This is a genomic window from uncultured Winogradskyella sp. (genome assembly GCF_963975125.1).
In the GTDB taxonomy this organism is placed as follows: domain Bacteria; phylum Bacteroidota; class Bacteroidia; order Flavobacteriales; family Flavobacteriaceae; genus Winogradskyella.
The window spans coordinates 1-22286 of record NZ_CAXBGB010000009.1; the positions used below are offsets into that span (position 1 = coordinate 1).

General features: G+C 32.8%; 19 protein-coding genes. 5 read left to right on the top strand and 14 right to left on the bottom strand.

Features of this window, described 5'->3' with window-relative positions:
- Nucleotides 1–80: 80 nt before the first annotated feature.
- The 7 genes from AAC053_RS02515 to AAC053_RS02545 all read right to left on the bottom strand — a co-directional run bounded on the left by AAC053_RS02515 (nt 81) and on the right by AAC053_RS02545 (nt 6114).
- On the bottom strand, nt 81–611 hold the full coding sequence (locus AAC053_RS02515) for a metal-dependent hydrolase (RefSeq protein WP_339752374.1): 531 nt from the start codon (nt 609–611) through the stop codon (nt 81–83).
- On the bottom strand, nt 611–1063 hold the full coding sequence (dtd, locus tag AAC053_RS02520; protein ID WP_339752376.1) for a D-aminoacyl-tRNA deacylase: 453 nt from the start codon (nt 1061–1063) through the stop codon (nt 611–613). Before dtd ends, AAC053_RS02515 begins: the two co-directional genes overlap by 1 nt.
- Nucleotides 1060–2010 carry a ribosome small subunit-dependent GTPase A gene (rsgA, locus tag AAC053_RS02525; protein WP_339752379.1) on the bottom strand — a complete coding sequence of 317 codons (951 nt, stop codon included), beginning with the start codon at nt 2008–2010 and terminating at the stop codon, nt 1060–1062. The genes dtd and rsgA overlap by 4 nt, the downstream gene beginning before the upstream one ends.
- Before the next feature lie 130 nt (nt 2011–2140).
- A complete protein-coding gene (locus AAC053_RS02530; RefSeq protein WP_339752381.1) occupies nt 2141–3223 on the bottom strand; it encodes a bifunctional 3-deoxy-7-phosphoheptulonate synthase/chorismate mutase type II in 1083 nt (360 codons plus the stop codon).
- 67 nt (nt 3224–3290) lie between these two features.
- Nucleotides 3291–4142 (bottom strand): prephenate dehydrogenase, encoded by an 852-nt coding sequence (locus AAC053_RS02535; RefSeq protein ID WP_339752383.1) that lies wholly within the window; start codon nt 4140–4142, stop codon nt 3291–3293.
- A 5-nt stretch (nt 4143–4147) separates the two neighbouring features.
- Nucleotides 4148–5290 (bottom strand): aminotransferase class I/II-fold pyridoxal phosphate-dependent enzyme, encoded by a 1143-nt coding sequence (locus AAC053_RS02540; protein ID WP_339752386.1) that lies wholly within the window; start codon nt 5288–5290, stop codon nt 4148–4150.
- A complete protein-coding gene (locus tag AAC053_RS02545; RefSeq protein WP_339752389.1) occupies nt 5287–6114 on the bottom strand; it encodes a prephenate dehydratase in 828 nt (275 codons plus the stop codon). The genes AAC053_RS02540 and AAC053_RS02545 overlap by 4 nt, the downstream gene beginning before the upstream one ends.
- Nucleotides 6115–6477: 363 nt before the next feature.
- Here AAC053_RS02545 and gldA point away from each other — a divergent pair, with 363 nt between their 5' ends.
- Nucleotides 6478–7371 carry a gliding motility-associated ABC transporter ATP-binding subunit GldA gene (gene gldA / locus AAC053_RS02550; RefSeq protein WP_339752392.1) on the top strand — a complete coding sequence of 298 codons (894 nt, stop codon included), beginning with the start codon at nt 6478–6480 and terminating at the stop codon, nt 7369–7371.
- Here the strand turns inward: gldA and AAC053_RS02555 are convergent.
- From AAC053_RS02555 to AAC053_RS02585, 7 genes are all read right to left on the bottom strand, one after another.
- A complete protein-coding gene (locus AAC053_RS02555; RefSeq protein ID WP_339752395.1) occupies nt 7364–8107 on the bottom strand; it encodes a head GIN domain-containing protein in 744 nt (247 codons plus the stop codon). The genes gldA and AAC053_RS02555 overlap by 8 nt on opposite strands.
- On the bottom strand, nt 8104–9198 hold the full coding sequence (locus AAC053_RS02560) for an acyloxyacyl hydrolase (RefSeq protein ID WP_339752398.1): 1095 nt from the start codon (nt 9196–9198) through the stop codon (nt 8104–8106). Before AAC053_RS02560 ends, AAC053_RS02555 begins: the two co-directional genes overlap by 4 nt.
- Nucleotides 9199–9631: 433 nt before the next feature.
- Nucleotides 9632–10879 (bottom strand): GTP-binding protein, encoded by a 1248-nt coding sequence (locus AAC053_RS02565; protein WP_339752401.1) that lies wholly within the window; start codon nt 10877–10879, stop codon nt 9632–9634.
- A gap of 98 nt (nt 10880–10977) precedes the next feature.
- A complete protein-coding gene (cysD, locus tag AAC053_RS02570; protein ID WP_339752403.1) occupies nt 10978–11880 on the bottom strand; it encodes a sulfate adenylyltransferase subunit CysD in 903 nt (300 codons plus the stop codon).
- Between the two features lie 10 nt (nt 11881–11890).
- Nucleotides 11891–12505, bottom strand: coding sequence for a phosphoadenosine phosphosulfate reductase family protein (locus AAC053_RS02575; RefSeq protein WP_339752406.1), 615 nt, complete (start codon nt 12503–12505; stop codon nt 11891–11893).
- Nucleotides 12505–12765 (bottom strand): DUF2061 domain-containing protein, encoded by a 261-nt coding sequence (locus AAC053_RS02580; protein WP_339752409.1) that lies wholly within the window; start codon nt 12763–12765, stop codon nt 12505–12507. Before AAC053_RS02580 ends, AAC053_RS02575 begins: the two co-directional genes overlap by 1 nt.
- Nucleotides 12766–12884: 119 nt before the next feature.
- Entirely contained in the window at nt 12885–13295 is a 411-nt protein-coding gene (locus AAC053_RS02585) for an Rrf2 family transcriptional regulator (RefSeq protein WP_339752411.1), read from the bottom strand.
- 232 nt (nt 13296–13527) lie between these two features.
- Here AAC053_RS02585 and metK point away from each other — a divergent pair, with 232 nt between their 5' ends.
- From metK to AAC053_RS02605, 4 genes are all read left to right on the top strand, one after another.
- Nucleotides 13528–14781 (top strand): methionine adenosyltransferase, encoded by a 1254-nt coding sequence (gene metK, locus AAC053_RS02590; protein ID WP_339752414.1) that lies wholly within the window; start codon nt 13528–13530, stop codon nt 14779–14781.
- 174 nt (nt 14782–14955) lie between these two features.
- On the top strand, nt 14956–18207 hold the full coding sequence (locus AAC053_RS02595; protein WP_339752417.1) for a PDZ domain-containing protein: 3252 nt from the start codon (nt 14956–14958) through the stop codon (nt 18205–18207).
- 232 nt (nt 18208–18439) lie between these two features.
- A complete protein-coding gene (locus AAC053_RS02600) occupies nt 18440–20266 on the top strand; it encodes a hypothetical protein (protein ID WP_339752419.1) in 1827 nt (608 codons plus the stop codon).
- Nucleotides 20267–20400: 134 nt separating this feature from the next.
- Nucleotides 20401–22272: a T9SS type A sorting domain-containing protein gene (locus tag AAC053_RS02605; protein ID WP_339752421.1), complete on the top strand. Its 1872-nt coding sequence runs from the start codon at nt 20401–20403 to the stop codon at nt 22270–22272.
- Nucleotides 22273–22286 lie beyond the last annotated feature (14 nt).

Below are 22286 nucleotides of genomic sequence, written 5' to 3' on the forward strand. Positions count from 1 at the left end.
ATTTAATTGAATTATATCTTACAATATATAAAGTAATTTCATTTCCTCAAATGATTTGTATCATATATTTCCTACGCAACTCAATTACTTCGATAATATGCTGTTCTTTTTATAACCAATACTGCTACCAGAATTATAAAACACGGAATGCCTATATATTTAAGCTCACTTAGAATAACATTAATTCCCCATTCTGAGAAAAATTTTTCTACACCAATTGGTGAGACTTTTATCTTTCTAAATGGAAAAAAATATCTTGAGTTTTCAAAAGGAATAAAAAAACCTACTCCTTTCCCACCTGATGTCATTGCGTCCAAAATACCATGTGACACGGTTGATAAAAACAAAACAATAGCAAAAATTAGCTTTCTACTTTTTCCGAATATAAATGAGAGCAACGCACTCCATAAAACAGCAAAAAGTATAGAATGTGTAAAGCCTCTATGTCCAAAAGGATGCGAATAACTAATACCAAATTTGAATGCTAATACATCAAGATCTGGCAAAATTGCAGAACCAATTGCTAAAAACAAAAGTAGTTCGCTCTCCTTAGAATCTATAAGCTTAGACGTTGTATAGGCTACTAATCCATGACCAAAAATTGAAGCCATTATACTTTATCTTTAGAATCTATAATAATAGTAACTGGTCCATCATTAATTAAATGCACTTTCATATCTTCACCAAACTCACCTGTTTGTATAGGTTTCCCTAGTCCCAATTGAAGTTTACCTAGCAATTTTTCATAAAGCGGAATAGCAACATCTGGCTTAGCTGCCTTTAAATAACTTGGCCTATTACCTTTTTTGGTACTTGCATGTAGTGTAAATTGACTTACCACAATAATATCTCCTCCAAAATCTACTATAGACATATTCATTACACCATTTTCATCTGGAAATATGCGAAGGTTCAAAATTTTATTACAAAGCCAATCTATATCGTCTTTATTATCGTCGTCAACAATACCTAACAACACCAAAAGTCCTTTTTGAATGGATACAATTTTAGAACTATCTATTACAACAGAAGCTTCAGAAACACGTTGAACAACTATTTTCATTCGTTATCCCAATTATCAGTTCTATAATGCTCATCTTCCCCTTCTAAAATCTGTAAATAACTTCGGTATCTAGAATATGAAATCTCATCATTTTCTAGAGCCTCTTTTACTGCACATTTTGGTTCTTTTAAATGCAAACAATTATTGAATTTACAATCTTGCTTTAGCGCAAAAAACTCAGGAAAATAATCACCTACTTCTTCTTTATCCATATTTACAACACCAAAACCTTTTATACCTGGTGTGTCTATGATTTTTGCATCGAAACTTAAATCGAACATCTCAGCAAAGGTTGTTGTATGCTGACCTTGCATGTGCTGTGTGGATATAGACTTGGTTTTTAAATCTAAGGAAGGTTCTATAGCATTTACTAATGTAGATTTCCCTACTCCAGAATGGCCTGCAAACATGCTAACTCTATTTAACATTAAAGCTTTAACCTTATCAATATTTTTTCCTGTAGTGGCAGAAATACCAATACATTCGTAACCTATTTTTCTGTAAACACTTGCTAAGTATTTTACCTCTAATAGAGTTTCATCATCACAAGTATCTACCTTATTAAACAACAGAATTGTTTTAATAGAATACGCCTCGGTTGTTACTAAAAACCTATCGATAAAGCTCGTAAAGGTTGGCGGATTATCTATTGTTACCAATAAAAATACTTGGTCTATATTAGACGCAATAATATGTGTTTGCTTCGATAAGTTTACCGATTTACGAACGATATAATTCTTACGGTCTTCGATTCTGTTAATAACGCCAGTCTCAGTATTATTCTTTGTTTCTAATTCAAATTCTACTATATCACCAACAGCAATAGGATTTGTACTCTTAATACCTTCTAACCTAAAACGGCCTTTAATTCTACATTCATAGAATTTACCATTTAGGGTTTTCACAGTGTACCAACTGCCTGTAGATTTATATACTATTCCTGTCATTACCACAAAGATGACCAATATTGTTTAATGGAACAAAAAAAGACAACCCTAAGACCAGTCATGGTCGGAAGATTTTTTCTTCCGACCATGACTGCGCAAATTGCAAGCCTTTTTTATAATATTTATCTTCTTAGTGATTAATAATTTTTTCTTGGTGATTAATAGATTCTTGGTGTATCGCCTTAAACATCTTTAAAACAAACTCTTCGCTCAGTCCTCTTTCATCTCCTTCTAATACCATTTTACCTAAAATCTCGTTCCAACGTTTGTTTTGCAACACTGCCACGTTCTTTTGTTTTTTAAGCGTTCCAATACCATCAGCAACTTTCATTCGTTTCCCTAACAAATCAATAATTTGGTTGTCAACCACATCAATCTGAGTTCTTAAATTATTAAGTTCTGCATTATATTCGGCTTCTGGATCAGACTCTTTTCTAATTCTTAAGTCTTGCATAATCCTAACCAATGTTTTTGGTGTGACTTGCTGGGCAGCATCACTCCATGCATTATCAGGATCGAAATGTGTTTCTATCATTAACCCATCAAAATTAAGATCTAATGCCGTTTGAGACACATCAAAAATCATGTCTCTTTTTCCAGTGATATGAGATGGGTCATTTATTAAAGGCAGATCCGGAAACTTATTTTGAAACTCAATAGCTAATTGCCATTCAGGTATATTTCTATATTTAGATTTCTCATAGGTAGAAAACCCTCTATGTATGGCTCCTAAATTTTTAATTCCGGCAGTATGTAATCTTTCAATACCTCCTAACCATAAAGCTAAATCTGGGTTTACTGGGTTTTTAACCAATACAATTTTATCAGTTCCCTTTAATGCATCAGCTATTTCTTGCATTATAAAAGGGCTCACAGTAGAACGTGCTCCTACCCATAACAAATCAATATCATGCTCTAAAGCCAATTCTACATGGTTTCTGTTAGCAACTTCTGTTGCTGTTTTTAGACCTGTCTCTGCCTTTACTTCTTGCAACCATTTTAAGCCTAAGGCACCAACACCTTCAAAATTTCCTGGACGTGTTCTAGGTTTCCAAATACCTGCTCTATAATAATTAACATCTGTGTCTTTTAACTCTTGGGCTATCTTTAATACTTGGTCTTTGGTTTCTGCACTGCATGGTCCTGCGATGACTAAGGGATGGTTTAACCCTAGATTATCTAACCATGTCCTCATTTCTTTTTTATTCTCCATTATTGCTTATTAATCTAATTATATCTTAAAACCTACGAGGTTTTTTTTAAACCTTGCTGGATATTTATTACTGTATTCCGTTTAATATATCTTTTATGTAATTTGTTGTCTCCATTTCTTTATAAACCGATTTAAAATCGTCATCTTCCATAAGCTTTTTAAAATACTGAAGATTATGGATATACTCGTCTAGAGTTTCTATTACGTTGGTTTTATTTTGTTTAAAAATTGGTGTCCACATTGCTGGCGAACTTTTTGCCAAACGTACCGTACTTTCAAATCCACTACCAGCCAGATCAAAAATATCGCGTTCGTTCTTTTCTTTATTAATAACGGTTTTACTTAGCATAAATGAACTTATATGAGATAAATGCGACACGTATGCTATATGCTTATCGTGTGCTTTTGGATTCATATAACGAATTCGCATACCTAATTCTGAAAACAATTTTAAAGCCTTCTCTTGAAGCTTGAATGCTGTTTCTTCAACCTCACAAATTATATTCGTTTTGCTTTTATACAATCCATAGATTGCTGCTCTTGGCCCAGAATATTCTGTACCAGCAATTGGATGCACAGCTAAATAATTTCTGCGTTTTGGATGGTCTTTTACTTTTAAGCAAATATCCTCTTTGGTTGATCCTGTATCAAATACAATAGTTTTATCAGAAACATGATTTAAAATACTTGGCAAAACTTTTAAAGCTGCATCAACAGGAATTGCTACAACGACCAAATCAGCCTTATCTAAGTCTGAAAGTTTTGCCTTTTCATCAATAACTCTTAGCAGAATCGCTTCATTTAAATGTGCTTCATTTTTGTCAATTCCAAAAATAGTGCTACTCGGATAAATCTTCTTTAGATCTAATGCAAAACTTCCTCCGATTAACCCAACTCCTACGACAAAAATATTTTTCATACTAACTAAACTCTTTTTATAGCTTCTTTAATAACATCTTCTGAAGTACATAATGAAAATCGCACATAACCCTCTCCATTACTTCCAAAAACGGTTCCTGGAGTAATAAAAATTGAGTGCTCTTTTAATACCAAATCTGTAAATTCTTCTGATTTTATATGTGGTGGCAATTTTGCCCAAACAAATAATCCTGTAGCATCTTTATCATAAGTACAATTAAGATCTTCTGCTAATTTCCATATTAACTGACGTCTTAGTTGGTAAACGCTATTTAAACTTACAAACCACATATACGAACATTTCAAAGCTTCAATAGCTCCTTTCTGAATGCCATAAAACATCCCAGAGTCCATGTTGCTTTTTACTTTTAATACTGCGCTTATAAAATCATAATTACCGACTAACATACCTACTCTCCAACCTGCCATATTAAAGGTTTTACTCAAAGAATTGAGTTCTAAACAAACATCTTTAGCGTTCTTATAACGCATAATACTTATTGGTTTTTCATTAAGCACAAAACTGTATGGATTATCATTTACAATAAGAATATTATGGCGTTTACCAAAGGCAATAACTTCATCATAAAACTTATTAGATGCATTTGCACCAGTTGGCATATGTGGGTAATTTACCCACATAATTTTTACACGCTTTAAATCTAAACGCTCTAATGCAGTAAAATCTGGCTGCCAATTATTATCTTCTTCTAAATCGTAAAATATAGGGTTTGCCTCTAAAAGTTTAGTCACTGCTGCATAAGTAGGGTAACCTGGATTAGGAACTAAAACTTTATCCCCTTTATTAAGAAATGTCATTGATATATGCATTATTCCTTCTTTACTACCTAACAAAGGCAACACTTCTGTTTGGCTACTAAGGCTTACTTTGTAATGCTTATTATAAAAATTAGCAATTTCTTCTCTAAGCTCTGGCAAGCCTTGATAACTTTGATATTTGTTTGCACCTTCATCATCTAAACTATCTCTTAATAGCATAGTTGCTTTAAAAGGTGGCTCCAAATCCGGACTTCCAATTCCTAAATTTATAATTGGTTTTCCTTGCGCTTTTAAAAACGCAACCTCCCTTAATTTTTTAGAAAAGTAATATTCTTCAACACTTTTTAAACGGTTGGCAACTTTAATCATAATCTCGTATTTTTATATTCACCCAACACTTTATAATTCTCTGCCATTAATTGAATAATTGATGACGCTTTTTTATAATCTTTATAATCCTTAAAAGTGACATCTACAAAGAAGGCGTACTTCCAAGGAGTCTCTATTTTTGGCAAAGATTGAATTTTAGTTAGGTTTAGTTTGCAATCACTTACTACATTTAGTATTGTAGCTAAGCTACCACGTTTGTGATTCAATTCAAATTTTAGAGAGGATTTATTCAGTCCTTTTCGTTCAATCTCATCATTTTTACGCTTAACAATAACAAAGCGTGTCTCATTATGTTTTATAGTTTGAATGCTTTCTGCTAATACATTAAGACCATATAATTCAGCTGCGTTTTTACTAGCAATTGCTGCAATTCCCTTAATGCCTTGTTTCGCAATTTGCTTCGCTACATCCGCAGTATCTTCTGCTTCTACCAATTTTATATGTGGAAGATTTTTAAAAAAATCTTTACATTGTAGTAAAGCCATAGGATGCGAATGCACTTCTAAAATAGATGCTATAGTTTGACCCGTTAGTGCTAAAAAATTATGCTGAATATCTAAATAATACTCACCAACAATACTTAAATTATAATTATCAATTAGGGCGTAATTTGGTATAATAGAGCCTGCTATAGAATTTTCTAATGCCATTACTATATTATCCGTATCACCTTGCAATAGAGTATCTACAGCACTATCAAAAGACATACACTCAACAACTTCTGCATTAATACTGAAATATTGTTGAGCGACTTGGTGATGAAACGACCCCTTAATTCCTTGTATTGCTATTGGTTTTTTCAAACGTTCATTGTTTCTTTTATGAGATCCAGAAGCGAGTTCAGTATTATTTCAAGTTCCTAATAGTTGAAATAAAAAAAGTCTCGATTAAATCGAGACTTTAAATTTATATTTTAATTAAAACATACTAAGCCTCGTTTCTTTAGCTAAAAAAGAAATAAAACCAGTTATAATATGTTTTAGATATGTTCATGTTTGTTTTCCATGCAAGTGGAAATCTATAATTAGATGCTAATGTAATTAATATTTTTATAAATTAAAATGTGAGCTTTGCTTTTTTAAACTTATCATTAAAGTTTTAAAGAATTAACGATAAAGACAATACAATATTATATAATACTTATTTTTGGGTAAACTTTTTCTAATATGTCAATTGAAGTTCAAAACATTACAAAACTATACAAAGATCAAAAAGCACTTAACGATGTTTCTTTTAAAGTAAAGGATGCTGAAATAGTTGGTTTTCTTGGACCTAATGGCGCTGGAAAATCTACAATGATGAAGATTTTGACGACTTATATTGAAGCTTCTGAAGGCTCTGCTTATGTTAATGGGTTTGATGTAAACTCTGACAAAAAAAATGTGCAGAGTTCTGTCGGTTATTTACCTGAACACAACCCTTTATACACGGATTTGTATGTTAAAGAATATTTGAATTTTAATGCTAACGTTTATGGCACTTCTAAATCTAGAATTGAAGAGGTTATAGAATTAACTGGCTTAACACCAGAAGCGCATAAAAAAATAAGTCAACTTTCTAAGGGTTATAGACAACGTGTTGGTTTAGCAAATGCTTTATTACACAATCCTGACGTTTTAATTTTAGATGAGCCAACAACAGGTTTAGATCCAAATCAATTAGTAGAGATTAGAAAACTTATTAAAACTATTGGTAAAGAAAAAACAGTTTTCCTATCTACACATATTATGCAAGAAGTTGAAGCCATGTGTGATCGTGTTATTATTATTAATAAAGGTGAAGTTGTTGCAGATAAATACTTAAAAGATTTAAGAGATGAACGAGAACAAATCGTGGTTGTAGAGTTTGATTATCGTGTTGAGGATGCTTTCTTATTAAAACTACCAAAAGTAATTACAGTAAAGAACACACATAACTTTATTTACGAAATCACTTTCTCTACTAAAGACGATATGCGTTCTCATGTGTTTGATTTCGCACATAATAATGATTTAAAAATTCTTCAACTCAATCAGAAAAACGCGAGTTTAGAGAGTTTGTTTAGAGAATTGACTAGTTAAAAATTAACTGCCCAATATAGATACGCTCTACATTTACAATTGGTGGTTCGTTAACCGAAATTAAATTCCCTGTCCCTCTAAGTTCGCCTGTTAGTGATTGTATTGGGTTAACCACCATATCGTTGCTTCCACGATGATAAACATCTACATACTGAGCAATGAGATTCTCGCCTTCGAAACGTCCAGAACCAGAATAGAAACCTACAAATAGATTAGTAACTGAACCTTCTAAATAAAAGAATGAAATATTATTGGAAACAATACTTATGTTTTCTGAAGCAACAGTTAGTCTAAAATCGCCAACTGTGAATTCGCTTCCTCCATTAAAATCTTCAGAATACAACACTATTGTATTATAATTTAGAATTCCGTCTGAAGAAATTTCATATTGAGACGATGTTCTTATTTCAATAAGGTTCGGAGCTTCAACATAAATTTTTGTGATTCCATATTCTCTAACATAATTACAGCTATTATTATCGGTTAGTATTAATTGATTACCAATAACTTCAACTATTACGTCATTAATTAAATTTTCACCAGATTCAATAGTAACTTTATAATCTGGTGACTCTTTTATAATTAGTTCTACATCTCTATTTACCAAGATTCTTTCGAAATTTGAAACTTCAACCATTTCCTGAATTATATTTCCAGAAGTTTGAAAGCAATCGATTCCATCTTCTCTATTGCAAGCGACAAGAAGTAATACAAAAATGTATATTAGTTTTTTCATAATCGTACTCCTATTCCAAATTCAACTGCTTCCGCTTTTGCAACATGAGATTTTAATGTCACAGATCCGAATAGCTTAGCGCCAAAATAACGTTTTAACCCTATTCTTATATAGGTTCGTCCTTCAAAATCAAAAGGATAATAGATGTAATAACCCAATTGAGTTTCTAAAGACAATTTATTGATGAATAATTCGTGCCCAACAAATAGCCCAACACGCTTATAATCTTCATCTCCACTAACATTTTCTTCAGGAAATGAAACAGACTGGTAGTAAATAAATTCTTTTAAAAAGTTTGAGAAAAACACATCTGCACCAAACTGAATTGCGCTGGCATGGCTTAAGCGTTTATCTGCATAAGCCGAAAGGCTATAAAAAGGAAATTGGCCACTACCTATAACATCGCTTTGGTTAATTCCGGTTCTAAAAGCAAGATTATATTTAATTGGTTCAGTGAATTTTTCATCACTTAAGTTATTTATATATTCTGGGTTTTCATCATTAAGATTATAAATTAAACCGACATTTAAAGCTATTATATTAATACTGGTATTTGGAGCTTTAACACTGCCATTAGAATAATGGATTAAAGACAAACCTGCTTGTAACCCAAAGCGATCAAGAAGATGTTCCTTTTTATAATTCAACATTAAACGTGTTGAACTCAAAAAATAGCTTCCAAAAGCAACATTTTTAGGGTTTTCTATTTTATCATACGGATTGGTATTAAAGGCTATACCTTGTGCTATTCTTAGCATTACATTGCGCTTAAAAAAATAGAAATTATAATGTGCATACAGCCCAAAAATATCACCTAGCTTCTCGTTTTTTAAATCTTGATAAATAAACGACGCACCATAATCTGGATAATTAAAACGTTGTTCCCAAGCTTTATTACCAAATGTTTTTTTATTCCAACTAAAAACAAACCCTTCTGGATGACCTGTAATTAAATGAAGTATATCATTATTATGAAGTGCTATATTACCTGCAAAATAATTGAGATCAAAATAAGAATTAGATATTTCCTTTTCTTGTGAAAATGATAGATGCCCAAATAAGACAATAAAACTCGTAAGCCAGTACTTCATTTATAAATGGTTACTGGCAAAAATATAATAATTAACGTAAAACATGCAATAGAAAACTTATTACGAATTAAAACTACTTCAATATATAGCCCATACTAAACATTCTAGACATAGAACTTTTGGTGATTTTTATTACCTATTTAGTTTTTAGGCTTACCGTCTATTCGTTTCAAGAATAGAAACCTAGGGTTAAATTTTAAACAGGAAACACAGCGCAATTAGTTCTTTTTCACCAAATTTTGAGTCTAACTTAGGTTTAAAGTATTAATACTACTCATTTGCCCACCCTATTGTCAATTACCATAAACACCTCTGGTTAAACATGATATCGGAATTTTTCCATTATAAAAAAACTCCATTTTATTTGCTAACTCAATGACATGTTTTCTAGTGTAGAATTTTCTAGTTCTGTTCTAAAACTTTGAATAACTTGTTATTGGATAAATCCTGCTCCAACAGTATTGTTAGATTGTGAATCTATTAGAATGAAAGAACCATTTGTTCTATGCGATTTAAAAGCATCGTAAAAAATAGGCTTGTTTAGTTTAAAGGAAACGGTTGCGATATCATTCATTTTTAAAGCATCTACAGTCTCATCTACACCAGAATAATCTGGGTTTATTTTATGATGAATCTGATCTACTTTTGCAAACACTTTATTAACTCCATGTTGCACTATATATTTCTTTCCTACGATTAGATTTTGAGAATCCATCCAAGAAACTGTTGCTGTAAACTGTTTTCCTACTGTTGGCTGGTTCTTTTCTTTAACGATCATATCTCCTCTACTAATATTTACGTCGTCTTCAAGTGTAATTAAAACAGAAGAACGTCTTGGAGCCATTGTTACTTTTTTATCGTAAAAGTGAATGTTTTTGATTTTTGATTTTGTTTGAGATGGCAAAACCACAATAGCATCACCAACACTTAATTCTCCTCCATATACTTTACCTGCATAACCTCTAAAATCATGAAACTCTTCAGTTTTTGGTCTTATTACATATTGTACAGGAAATCTTGGTGTGCCAGAATTGTAGATATCTTGATTATCAATATTTTCTAGATTCTCTAATAATGTTTCTCCTTTGTACCAAGGTGTGTTTTTAGATCTATTAACAACATTATCCCCTTTTAAAGCACTCACTGGCACGAATGTTATATTCTGATCTTGATAATCTCTCTTGTTCATCAAAGTTTCAAAATCTGCTTTGATAGCGTTATATTTTTCTTCAGAAAAATCAACTAAATCCATCTTGTTTATAGCTACGATAACCGTTTTAATTCTCAATAAATTATTGATAAAAAAGTGGCGGCTGGTTTGTTCTATAACACCTTTTCTTGCATCAATTAAAACTATTGCTGCTTGAGATGTTGATGCGCCTGTTACCATGTTTCTGGTATATTCTACATGACCTGGTGTATCTGCTATAATGTAACTTTTGTTAATTGTAGAAAAATAAATATGCGCCACATCTATTGTAATACCTTGCTCTCTTTCTGCAACTAATCCGTCTGTAGCTAAAGAAAAGTCTAAATAATCGTAACCAAGTTGACGACTTTTAGTTTCTATTGCTTCTAATTTATCTGATGTTAATGATTTTGTGTCGTAAAGCAGTCTTCCTATTAAAGTACTTTTCCCATCATCTACACTTCCTGCTGTTGCTATTTTTAATACTTCCATTTTTATTGGCTGTTGGCTTTTAGCCTTTGGCTATTAGCTTAATTTTTATTCTTTTTAATTATTGCTAGTGGCTAAGCGCTAAATTTGTTAAGCAAATTTTAAAAATAACCTTGTTGTTTACGTTTTTCCATTGCCGCTTCTGAGCGCTTATCATCTATTCTTGCACCGCGTTCTGATATTGTGGACTCTCTTATTTCTTGCACTACACTGCTAATATCTGAAGCATCTGAAAGTACAGCTGCTGTACAACTCATATCACCAACGGTTCTAAATCTCACTTCACGTTCTTGTACTTCTTCGTCATCTTCTCTGTAAACTACAGCATCTTCTGCGGACCATATTAAGCCATCTCTTAGAAATGTTGCTCTTGTGTGTGCGAAATAGATTGAAGGAATCTCTATCTGTTCTTTTTGAATGTAAGACCAAACGTCTAATTCTGTCCAGTTAGAAATAGGAAATACACGAACATTTTGTCCTAATTCTATTTGCCCATTCAGCATATCGAATAATTCGGGACGTTGGTTTTTTTCATCCCATTGCCCGAAATCGTCTCTTACAGAAAAAATACGTTCTTTAGCTCTAGCTTTTTCTTCATCTCTACGAGCTCCACCTATACAGGCATCGAACTTAAACTCTTCAATAGCGTCTAAAAGCGTTGTGGTTTGCAATACATTTCTACTTGCATACTTACCAGACTCCTCTCTTACCTTACCTTCATCAATTGAGTCTTGTACATTTCTAACGATTAATTCTAACCCGAGTTCTTCAACTAATCTATCTCTAAATTCAATTGTTTCAGGAAAATTGTGACCTGTATCAATATGCATTAAAGGAAATGGAATCTTTGCAGGATAAAAGGCTTTTTGTGCCAAACGCACTAAGGTTATTGAATCTTTACCACCCGAAAATAAAAGCACAGGACGCTCAAATTGAGCCGCAACTTCTCTAAAGATGTAAATGGCTTCGTTTTCTAATGGATTTATATTTATTGTATTCTTCATACTATCAGTTTTATGCGTGCAATCCACATTCTCTGTTTTCTAATTGCTTTGTTGGGTCGTAATACTTAAATTCATTTGGAAGCTGATATTCTTCTAAATACAGATCTAAAGCTTCATCCGAATAATTGTAAAATGGACTCACTTTAAGGACACCATTTTTATCTTGAGATACGATATCTATACTGTTTCTAAAAACAGTTTGTCCTTTACGTAAATTTGTAAACCACACGTCTGGTTGATGCTCAGTCATAGCTCTTTTAAAAGGCTCGAGTTTCACTTGCTCAGTAAATAATTTATGAGAGGGCTCATCTACACTTGGTATTCCTATAACCACATTACGATGTGCAACGGTTTGTTTAGGGACATACAATTTTATATTAAGACCTAATTGCTCAATCAATGCTTCAGCATGCTTGTAAGTATTTGGAGTATTATATCCTGTATCGCACCAAATTACTTTTATCTCTTTATTTGCCTTATTGGTAACATGCAAAATTGCTGCCTCATAAGGTCTAAAGTTTGTTGTAACGAGAGGGCTTTTTGCAACACTCAATGCCCAGTCCACAATTTCAACTGGCGATTTGCCTTCTAAGTTCTTGTTTATTTGTTCTAAGTTTAGTACCATTATTTTCCCCATTTAATATTGTTCCATGCACGTTCATGAAAGAAATAAAGCACCATTTTAGAAACTAGTTCTATACCTCCAATTGAAAAAGCTAATGCCAAAGTACCTGTAATGAGGTATGAAATGACAACTGTAGCCAATGTACCTAAGACTCGCCAACTAATCGTCTTTACAATGCTTCTTTTAATGTTTTCTTGAGAATCTTTAGAAACTTTTTCTTCCTTTTCTAAATTTAAATCTGTGTGTATTGCGCTATCCATAATTTGTTATTACCCTTATTACCCTATAGATTTAGTAGAATATAATGCAAACCTAAATATTATTTTGTAAATAACCTGCACTAATTATGAAAAAATTAAGGTGAAAAAATGAGGGTTCTTCAATTAGATATATCTGCTAAGGTTGTATTTCTAAGTATCTCTAAGGTCTTATCTCGTACTTTAAGCATTACATTATGTACTGCACAAGTGTTTTCATCTGGGCAATCATCACACTTTTCGTAGAAATTTAGGCTAACACATGGCACCATGGCAATTGGACCTTCTAAAAATCGCATTACGGTTGTCATCGGAATATCTTTTGGATCCTTTAATAAATAATAACCTCCTCCTTTACCCTTTTTAGAGCCTAAGATTCCGTTTTTTCTTAAAGTCAATAATATACTTTCTAAAAATTTTAGAGAAATATTTTCTGTGTTAGAAATTACTGAAATCTGTACAGGAATACGATCTTCTTGTTTAGCCAAATAAACCAAAGCTTTTATTCCGTATTTTGTTTTCTTTGAAAGCATACTGTAAATCTAGGTCTTTTTTACAAAACTTATATTATCAGTTTACGTTCCATTTTATTTTTCTACTTTTGTACCTTCAAAATTTAGAGGAAAAATTTGTCTGATTGCAACCTCTAACGCTGATAAAATTCAGCCGAAACAAAAATGCTAAAGCAGTAAGTATAACACTTCTCTAGCGACCAAGCAATCTATAAAGATTACATAAAACAACTATAACCTAAAAATAGGATTTATGCCATATTTATTTACTTCAGAAAGTGTTTCCGAGGGCCACCCAGATAAAGTCGCGGATCAAATAAGTGATGCTTTAATTGACAATTTTTTAGCCTTTGACCCAGAGTCTAAAGTCGCTTGTGAAACTTTAGTAACTACAGGACAGGTTTTTCTTGCAGGAGAAGTAAAATCTAACACCTACCTAGACGTACATAAGATAGCTAGAGATACAATTAATAAAATAGGCTATACCAAAAGTGAGTACATGTTTGATGGAAATTCTTGTGGAGTACTCTCTGCTATACACGAACAATCAGAAGACATTAATCGTGGTGTAGATAGAGCTTCTAAAGAAGAGCAAGGTGCTGGTGACCAAGGTATGATGTTTGGTTATGCTACAAACGAAACCGACAACTATATGCCTTTAGCTTTAGATTTGTCTCACAGAATTTTAAAAGAATTAGCCAAATTACGTCGAGAGAATAAAGAGATTACCTATTTACGACCAGATTCTAAAAGCCAGGTGACTATTGAATATAGTGACGATAATACACCTCAACGTATTGATGCCATTGTAGTTTCTACACAACACGATGATTTCGATGCTGATGAGGCAATGTTAGCAAAAATCAGAAAAGATATAGTTGATATCTTAATTCCGAGAGTTGTTGCAAAATTACCCGATCATATTAAACCTTTATTTAATAGTGATATTAAATATCATATAAACCCAACTGGTAAATTTGTTATTGGTGGACCTCATGGCGATACGGGTTTAACAGGTCGTAAAATTATTGTTGACACCTATGGTGGTAAAGGCGCACATGGTGGTGGAGCATTTTCTGGTAAAGACCCAAGTAAAGTAGATCGAAGTGCTGCTTATGCGACAAGACATATTGCCAAAAATTTAGTGGCTGCCGGATTATGCGATGAGATTTTAGTACAAGTATCTTATGCTATTGGTGTGGTAGAACCTATGGGGATTTTTGTAGATACTTACGGCTCTTGCCCTCTCAATTATACAGATGGTGAAATTGCAAAAAAAGTATCTGAGATATTTGATATGCGACCATCTGCAATTGAAAGTCGTTTAAAATTACGTCAACCTATTTATAGTGAAACTGCTGCTTATGGTCACATGGGAAGAACTCATGAAGTAGTCACTAAAACTTTTGAACGACCTTATGGAGAGCCTGTTTCTATAGATGTTGAATTGTTTACATGGGAAAAACTAGACTATGTTGATAAGGTAAAAACTGCATTCACTATTTAAAGTCTAAAGTAATAGTATATGAAACCCTCATAACTTGATCGTTATGAGGGTTTTTTTTAGGCTTTTACATTCCAAAATCAACTTAAAAAAGTTAACTTTGGTGTCCACCGACATTTCTATTATTTAAAATACCTACACTATTATTTCCTAACATAATAACCAAAATTATTAATTATGAGACTATTAATTACGCTCCTCTTAGCTATTACTACCTTAACTTCATTTAGCCAGATTAATGCAAAATTGATGCGCTATGTAGATGTATCAGACACGCAAATTACATTTGTGTATGGTGGTGATATCTGGGTTATGCCAAAATCTGGTGGTCAAGCAATTCAAATAACACATTCGCAAGGCGAAGAATCGTACCCTAAATTTTCGCCCGATGGATCAGAAATTGCTTTTACTGCAAGTTATAATGGCAATCTTGATGTCTATGTTATGCCAGTTAATGGTGGTGTCCCAAAACGCTTAACCTATGCTTCATTTCCCGATCGCATGCTAGATTGGCATCCTGATGGTAAAAGAATCTTGTTTGCTTCTAGACGAGAAATAAATACACCAAGAACACAACAATTCTTTCTTATTTCAAAAAAAGGTGGGATGCCAGAAAAAATGGCTATTCCTTATGGTGAATTAGCAAGTTTTTCTGATGATGGCAATCAGTTAGCATATATCACTAAGATTACCGAAAATTATCCTTTTAAAAGATATAGAGGAGGGTTAACTTCTGATGTTATTATTCACGATATAAAAAAGAACAAAGCTGAAAAAATTACTACCGACCATGCAAATGATGGAAAACCATCTTGGTCTGGTGATAACATCTATTTTCTATCAGATAGAGATAAAGAAATGCGAAGAAATATATGGGTTTATAGTGTCAAAGACAAAAGCATTAGAGCAATTACCAGTTTTACTGATTTTGACATTACCTACATCTCTGCTAGTTCCAACGATTTAGTTTTTGAAGCAGGTGGAACATTGCACTTAATGGATCTTAAAACAGAAAAACACAAAGCGGTTACTGTAACTGTAGTCAGTGATTTGTCAGTAGAAATTCCAAAAATGAAAAATGTTGGAAGCAGTATACAAAATATGACTGCCTCGCCTGATGGAAAAAGAATAGTTTTTGAAGCACGAGGTGAGTTATTCAATGTTCCTGCTAAAGACGGATATGTAGTTAACCTTACTCAATCTAGTGGTGCTTTTGACCAAAATCCATCATGGTCTCCAGACGGTAAACATATAGCTTGGTGGAGTGACCAATCTGGCGAATATGAGATTCATTTGCAAAATACAGCGACCCAGAAAACTACAAAACTTACAAATCGTAAGAGTGGCTTTGGTTATAGTTTAAATTGGTCACCAGACAGTAAAAAAATAGTTTTTATTGATGAAAAAAATGATATCAACCTCGTTGATGTGACCTCAAAAAGTGTAACAAAAATTGATGATAACATTTTTAATAATGGTCATGGTAGAAGATTTGGATTTTCTTTTAATTGGTCTCACGACTCTAAATGGATTACTTATACTAAAACTATTAATAATCAGAACAATGCAATATTTGTTTATAATTTAACAGAAAACAAAGTTCATCAAGTTACTAGTGGATTCTATTCAGATTGGGATCCAGTTTTTAGTACCGATGGCAGCTATCTGTTTTACCTTACCGATAGAACTTTTAACGCCTCATATAGTGGATTAGGTGATGGCACATGGATATATCCCAATAATAGTCAGTTAGCAGCCTTGAGTCTAACTAAAGAAGCTCCATACTTGTTGCTTCCAAAAAATGATGAAGTGGAAATTGCCTCTTCTGATAAATCAGAAGACAAAAAAGAGGATAAAAAAATGAAAATTCCACTTGTAATAGATTGGAGTAATATTGAAAGTAGAATTACAATTTTGCCCACTAAATCGGGGAATTTAGGATCGCCACATGCTTTTGATGGTAAAATTGTTTATACAAGATATCCGATTACAGGTGATCGCGACAATAAACCTTCATTAAAACTCTTTAATTTAAAAAAGCTTGAAGAAGAAACCATAATAGATAATATTCAAAGTGTAAAACCAACGGCAGACAATACATCTTTAATTGTAAGAAGCAGTGGGAAATATGGAATTATAAAGCCTGCTCCTAAACAAAAAATTGAAGACCCTATCTCTACTAAAAATATGGTAATGCAATGGAATCCAAAAGAAGAATGGATACAAATATTTAATGATACTTGGAGGAGACATCGCGATTTCTTCTACGACAGTGATATGCAACAAGTAGATTGGGATGAGCTAAGAATTCGTTATGGTGCACTAATTGAAGATGCTAGAACACGTTGGGACGTTACGAATATTCAATCTAATCTAAACGCTGAATTAAGCGCAGGACACACCTATGCTTCCGGAGGTGATTCTGAGAGCGTTAATTTTATTCGAACAGGGTTTTTGGGCATTGATTTTGAATTACACAACAATAAATATCGCATCAAAAGAATTGTTAAACCTGCGCTTTGGGATACAGAAGTACGTTCTCCGTTTGATCGACCAGGAGTAGATATTAATATTGGAGAATATATTCTCGGAGTTAACGGAATGGACGTAAGCACAAACAAAGAGCCTTATGCTGCTTTCGATGGCTTATCTGGTAAAACTATTTCTTTAAGTATTAGCAAAACTGGCAAAATTTCTGATGCTAAAAATTATGTTATTAAATGTCTTACACAGCGTGAAGAAAGCACTCTTCGTTATCACGAATGGATAGAGTCTAACAGAAAAATGGTAGAAAAATTATCTGGTGGTAAACTAGGATATATTTATATGTCTAACACTAGTGGACAAGGACAATTAGAGTTGGTTAAGATGTTCTATGGCCAACTAGATAAAGAAGGGTTTATTATTGATGAACGTTTTAATGGAGGTGGTCAATTGGCTGATCGTTTTTTAGAATTATTAAAACGCCCTTCTATTTATAATTTATATTGGCGCCATGGTAAACAAACTACGGCACCAAACAAAACAAATACTGGTCCAATGGGCATGCTTATTAATGGTTGGGCTGGTTCTGGTGGCGATGGTCTGCCTTGGGCTTTTAGAGAACTAAATGGCGGTCCTATTGTCGGAGAAAGAACTTTGGGAATACTGGTAGGTCCCGCTACTGGTCATCGTTTAATTGATGGTGGTCGCATAACTGTGCCTGGTGCTAGATTATATTTAAACAATGGAGATTGGTTTGCAGAAGGAATTGGTGTAAAACCAGATTTTGCAGTTTGGGATAACCCTAATATTTTAAGTCAAGGACGTGATCCTCAAATGGAAAAAGTCGTTGTAGAAGTAATGAAACTACTAAAAACGAATCCGGCTATTTCTGTACCACCTCCTAGCAAAGAAGATAGAACTGCTAAAGGCTTAAAAAATAATTAAAGTACCGATTTATTTACTTGGAAAAAAATAACTAAGTTGATATGGCGAAAATTAACTTCGACATCTTAAGGCTAAATTAAAATATATAAAACCCTCATAAATCAACTTTATGAGGGTTTTATAATTATACAATAATTTTCAACCATTTAGGTAGGAGTTTAACAACTAAAACTGTTTAATAATAAAGAGATGAATTACTCTGATGAATAAAAATCGATTAAATCAATACCTTATGAAAAACATTAAAAAATTTCCAAATCTTATTTTAGTGCTTTTGTTTTCTACATTCTTAATTACATCTTGTCAACAAGATGATGGCGATTCTGGAGGTGGAGAACAACAAGAGATTATACCAGAAACATTTTCTGAATACTTCGGTAATAACATCTCAAGAAATTTTCTTGGTAATGTTATTGATAAGAACAAAAATCCTATTGAAGGAGTTACGATTACTATTGGTAATGAAACTGCAACTACAGATAGCAACGGTATTTTTATTATTAACGATGCCAATGTAAAAGAACGTTTTGGTTTCGTAAAAGCAAAAAAAGCAGGCTATATAAACGGTTCTAGAGCAGTGGTTCCATCTAATGGCACAAACAAAGTCACCATTATGTTGCTTGAAGCTACAGTCATTGGCACCATTAATAGCGGAAATTCAGAAACTGTTACTTTGGGCAATGGGAGTTCTGTGAGCTTTGACGGAAACTTTGTAAAAGAAGATGGTTCTGTCTATTCTGGTTCAGTAGATGTGATTATGCATCACTTAGATCCTGCGGATGAAAATATGGTTATGCAAATGCCAGGCATGTTATATGCCGAAAATGAAGAAGGCGCTGAACGTTTGTTGCAAACACTAGGAATGTTAGCTGTAGAATTAATAGGAACAAATGGTGAAGATTTAAATTTACCAGAAGGCTCAACTTCTGAAATTAAAATTCCTTTAGATCCAAGTTTAATGGGAATAGCACCTGCAAGCATTCCGCTTTGGTATTTTGATGAAGATAATGGCTATTGGAAAGAAGAAGGACAAGCAACTTTACAAGGTAATATGTATGTTGGCACTGTAGCTCACTTTTCTTTTTGGAATTGCGACATACCTGCTGAAGCTATTACACTTTGCGTATCAGCGACAGACAACGAAAATAATCCATTAAGCAATCTTTATGCAAGTATTACAAGTGCTACTTTTGGTACGCGTGGTGGTTATATAAATGACAACGGAGAAGTATGTGGTTTTGTGCCTAGCGGAGAAGCTTTAGAGTTACGTATTTTTAGTTATGATATCTGTGGAAATGAACCACTTTATTCTCAGACAATTGGCCCATTTACATCAGATTCTAGCCTATCAGTAATTGTACCAGAAAATGCAGATATAATTGCTGAAACTGTTATTGGCAATTTTAATACTTGTGATGATAATGCAATAACGGACGGTTATGTACAATTAACTTATGCTGGCCAAACGTTCACTGATGCTGTAAATGATGGTTCTTTTGAAATTAATATGCTACGTTGTGATAATGATAATACCTTTAAAATAAAAGGTAGTGATTATGTTAACCTACAGACCACAGATAGTATTAGTTATACGTTTACTACACCATTAACTAATATTGGTACTATTAGCGCATGTAATTCTATTAATGAGTTTATCCAATATACAGTTGATGATGATGAAACAGTATTTATTTTTGAAAACATTTCTGCTAATTTTTATAGCGAAAGCCCAAATACAAATGGCCCGAATTTAGACATTTTTGGAAGTAGTAATGACCAGAATACTTGTATTTATATAAATGGCATTTTAAATAATCCAGATTATTTAGGCACTTATAGTAATCTTTATGCTAACGACAACGGTGAAATCAACGACACTGGTTTCTTTATAGGAGAATGTATTAGTGTCTCTAACACTAACAATAATATTACATACAATTTAAGTGCTTTAGGTACTGTTGGTGAATATATAGACATCAATTTTAATGGCTCTTATGAAGACTATAATGGAAATCCTCATATTATAACAGGTGTGGTACATGTTTTGAGAGATAATTAAAAAAAGTATAATAACAGTAAAGCCTTTGGTTACGACGTTTCGTAATTGAAGGTTTTATTTTGTAATTCATAAGATGTTTCACGCAACCATATCTACTTTTTTGTATCTTACCTATATAGTATAATCAATTAATTATGAAAAAAATTACGTTCTCCCTCATTCTTCTCTTTTTATTTATTGGATTTTCTAATGCACAAAACACTTGTGCAGATGCAACATCGCTATGTGGTTCTTTTGGTTCTGTATTTCCTAATACTACAGTTGATACCGTTTCTGAACCCAACTTCGATTACGGTTGCCTTGGCTCACAACCCAGACCAACTTGGTTTTATATTCCTATTGCTACAACTGGTGATGTAAATTTTCAAATATCACAATTCACAGAAATGGATGGTAGTGGTCAATTGTTAGATGTAGATTTTATTGTTTGGGGACCATTTACTGATGTTACTTGCAGCGCTGATGATCTTATGGACGGGAACATAGTTGACTGTAGTTTCAGTGCCTCAGCAGTTGAAAATGTTGAGATACCATCCGTACTGCCTGGAGAAATTTATATGCTCATGGTTACAAATTTTAGTGGTAGTGATGGGTTTATAGAAATGACAGAAACTACCAATACCAATTTCTTTGACACTGTAGATTGTACTGGTTTTATACTAAATGCTTTTATTGACACTAATGGTAATAATGTTAAAGACAACGATGAAATGGTTTTTCCGAATGGATATTTAAACTATACCGTAAATAATGGTGATGAAATTACTCTAAATACGGATTCTAACCAGTATTATATATTCGATAATAATGATAGCAATAGTTATGACTTTGAATATGTTATTGAAGATAGTTTTATCGATTACTTTTCAGTTGAGTCACCAACTATTCTAGATCAATATATAATTCCAGGTGAAATAATTAATTATGATATTCCTATCGACATCACTACTCCTTATGATGATATAGCCATAAATATTACACCTGTGAATTCACCAAACCCAGGATTCGATACAGAGCAATTAATTACGTATCAAAACCTTGGCTCATCTTATATTGCAGCAGGAACTATTACATATACATTCGATGTCCTTACCACATTTGTAAGCTCTTCTAATCTAAACGCAACGCTATCAGCAAACACATTAACTATACCTTTTACAGATTTAGCTCCTTTTGAAACTAGGACTATAGATATTACATTAAATACAAATACACCACCTGATGTTAATATTGATGACATCTTAACTTTTTCTGCTGATATAACTGCTGATGGTATTAATGATATTAACTTAGATGATAACACTTTTGAAATCAATGTTACTGTTATAGGTTCATTTGATCCTAATGATAAATTAGAAGGGCATGGAGGTACAATTGTGTATGAAGATTTTACAACTGATAACTATTTGTTTTATACGATTAGATTTCAAAATACAGGAAGCGCAAGTGCACAAAATGTAGTTATTAAAGATTTCTTAACAGATGAGCTCAATGCAAATACAATAATAATGCTTAGTGCCAGCCATTCGTACCAACTCAAAATAGATGAACAAGATTTAGAATGGGAATTTAGAAATATAAATTTGCCAGATAGCACTAACGACGAACCCAATAGTAAAGGTTTTATATCATTTAAAATAAAACCAACAACTGGTTATGATATTGATACTGTTTTTGAAAATACTGCTGAAATCTTGTTTGATTTTAATCTACCAATTATAACAAATACAAGTATCACTGCTTTTACAAATAGACTAAATATTGACAAATTGGTTAAGACAAAGATTTTGCTTTATCCAAATCCTACAAATGGAACTATTTTTATTACATCTAAAACTGTTTTAACACATTTAAAAATGACAAACGTTTTGGGACAAACGCTAATCTCTAAACCATTAAACACACTTGAAACTTCTCTAGAATTGCAACCCTATGCAGATGGGAGCTACTTTATAACGCTCCAATCTGATGACGGAGAAATAACCAAACGTATTATTAAAAATTAAGAAAACATAAAATA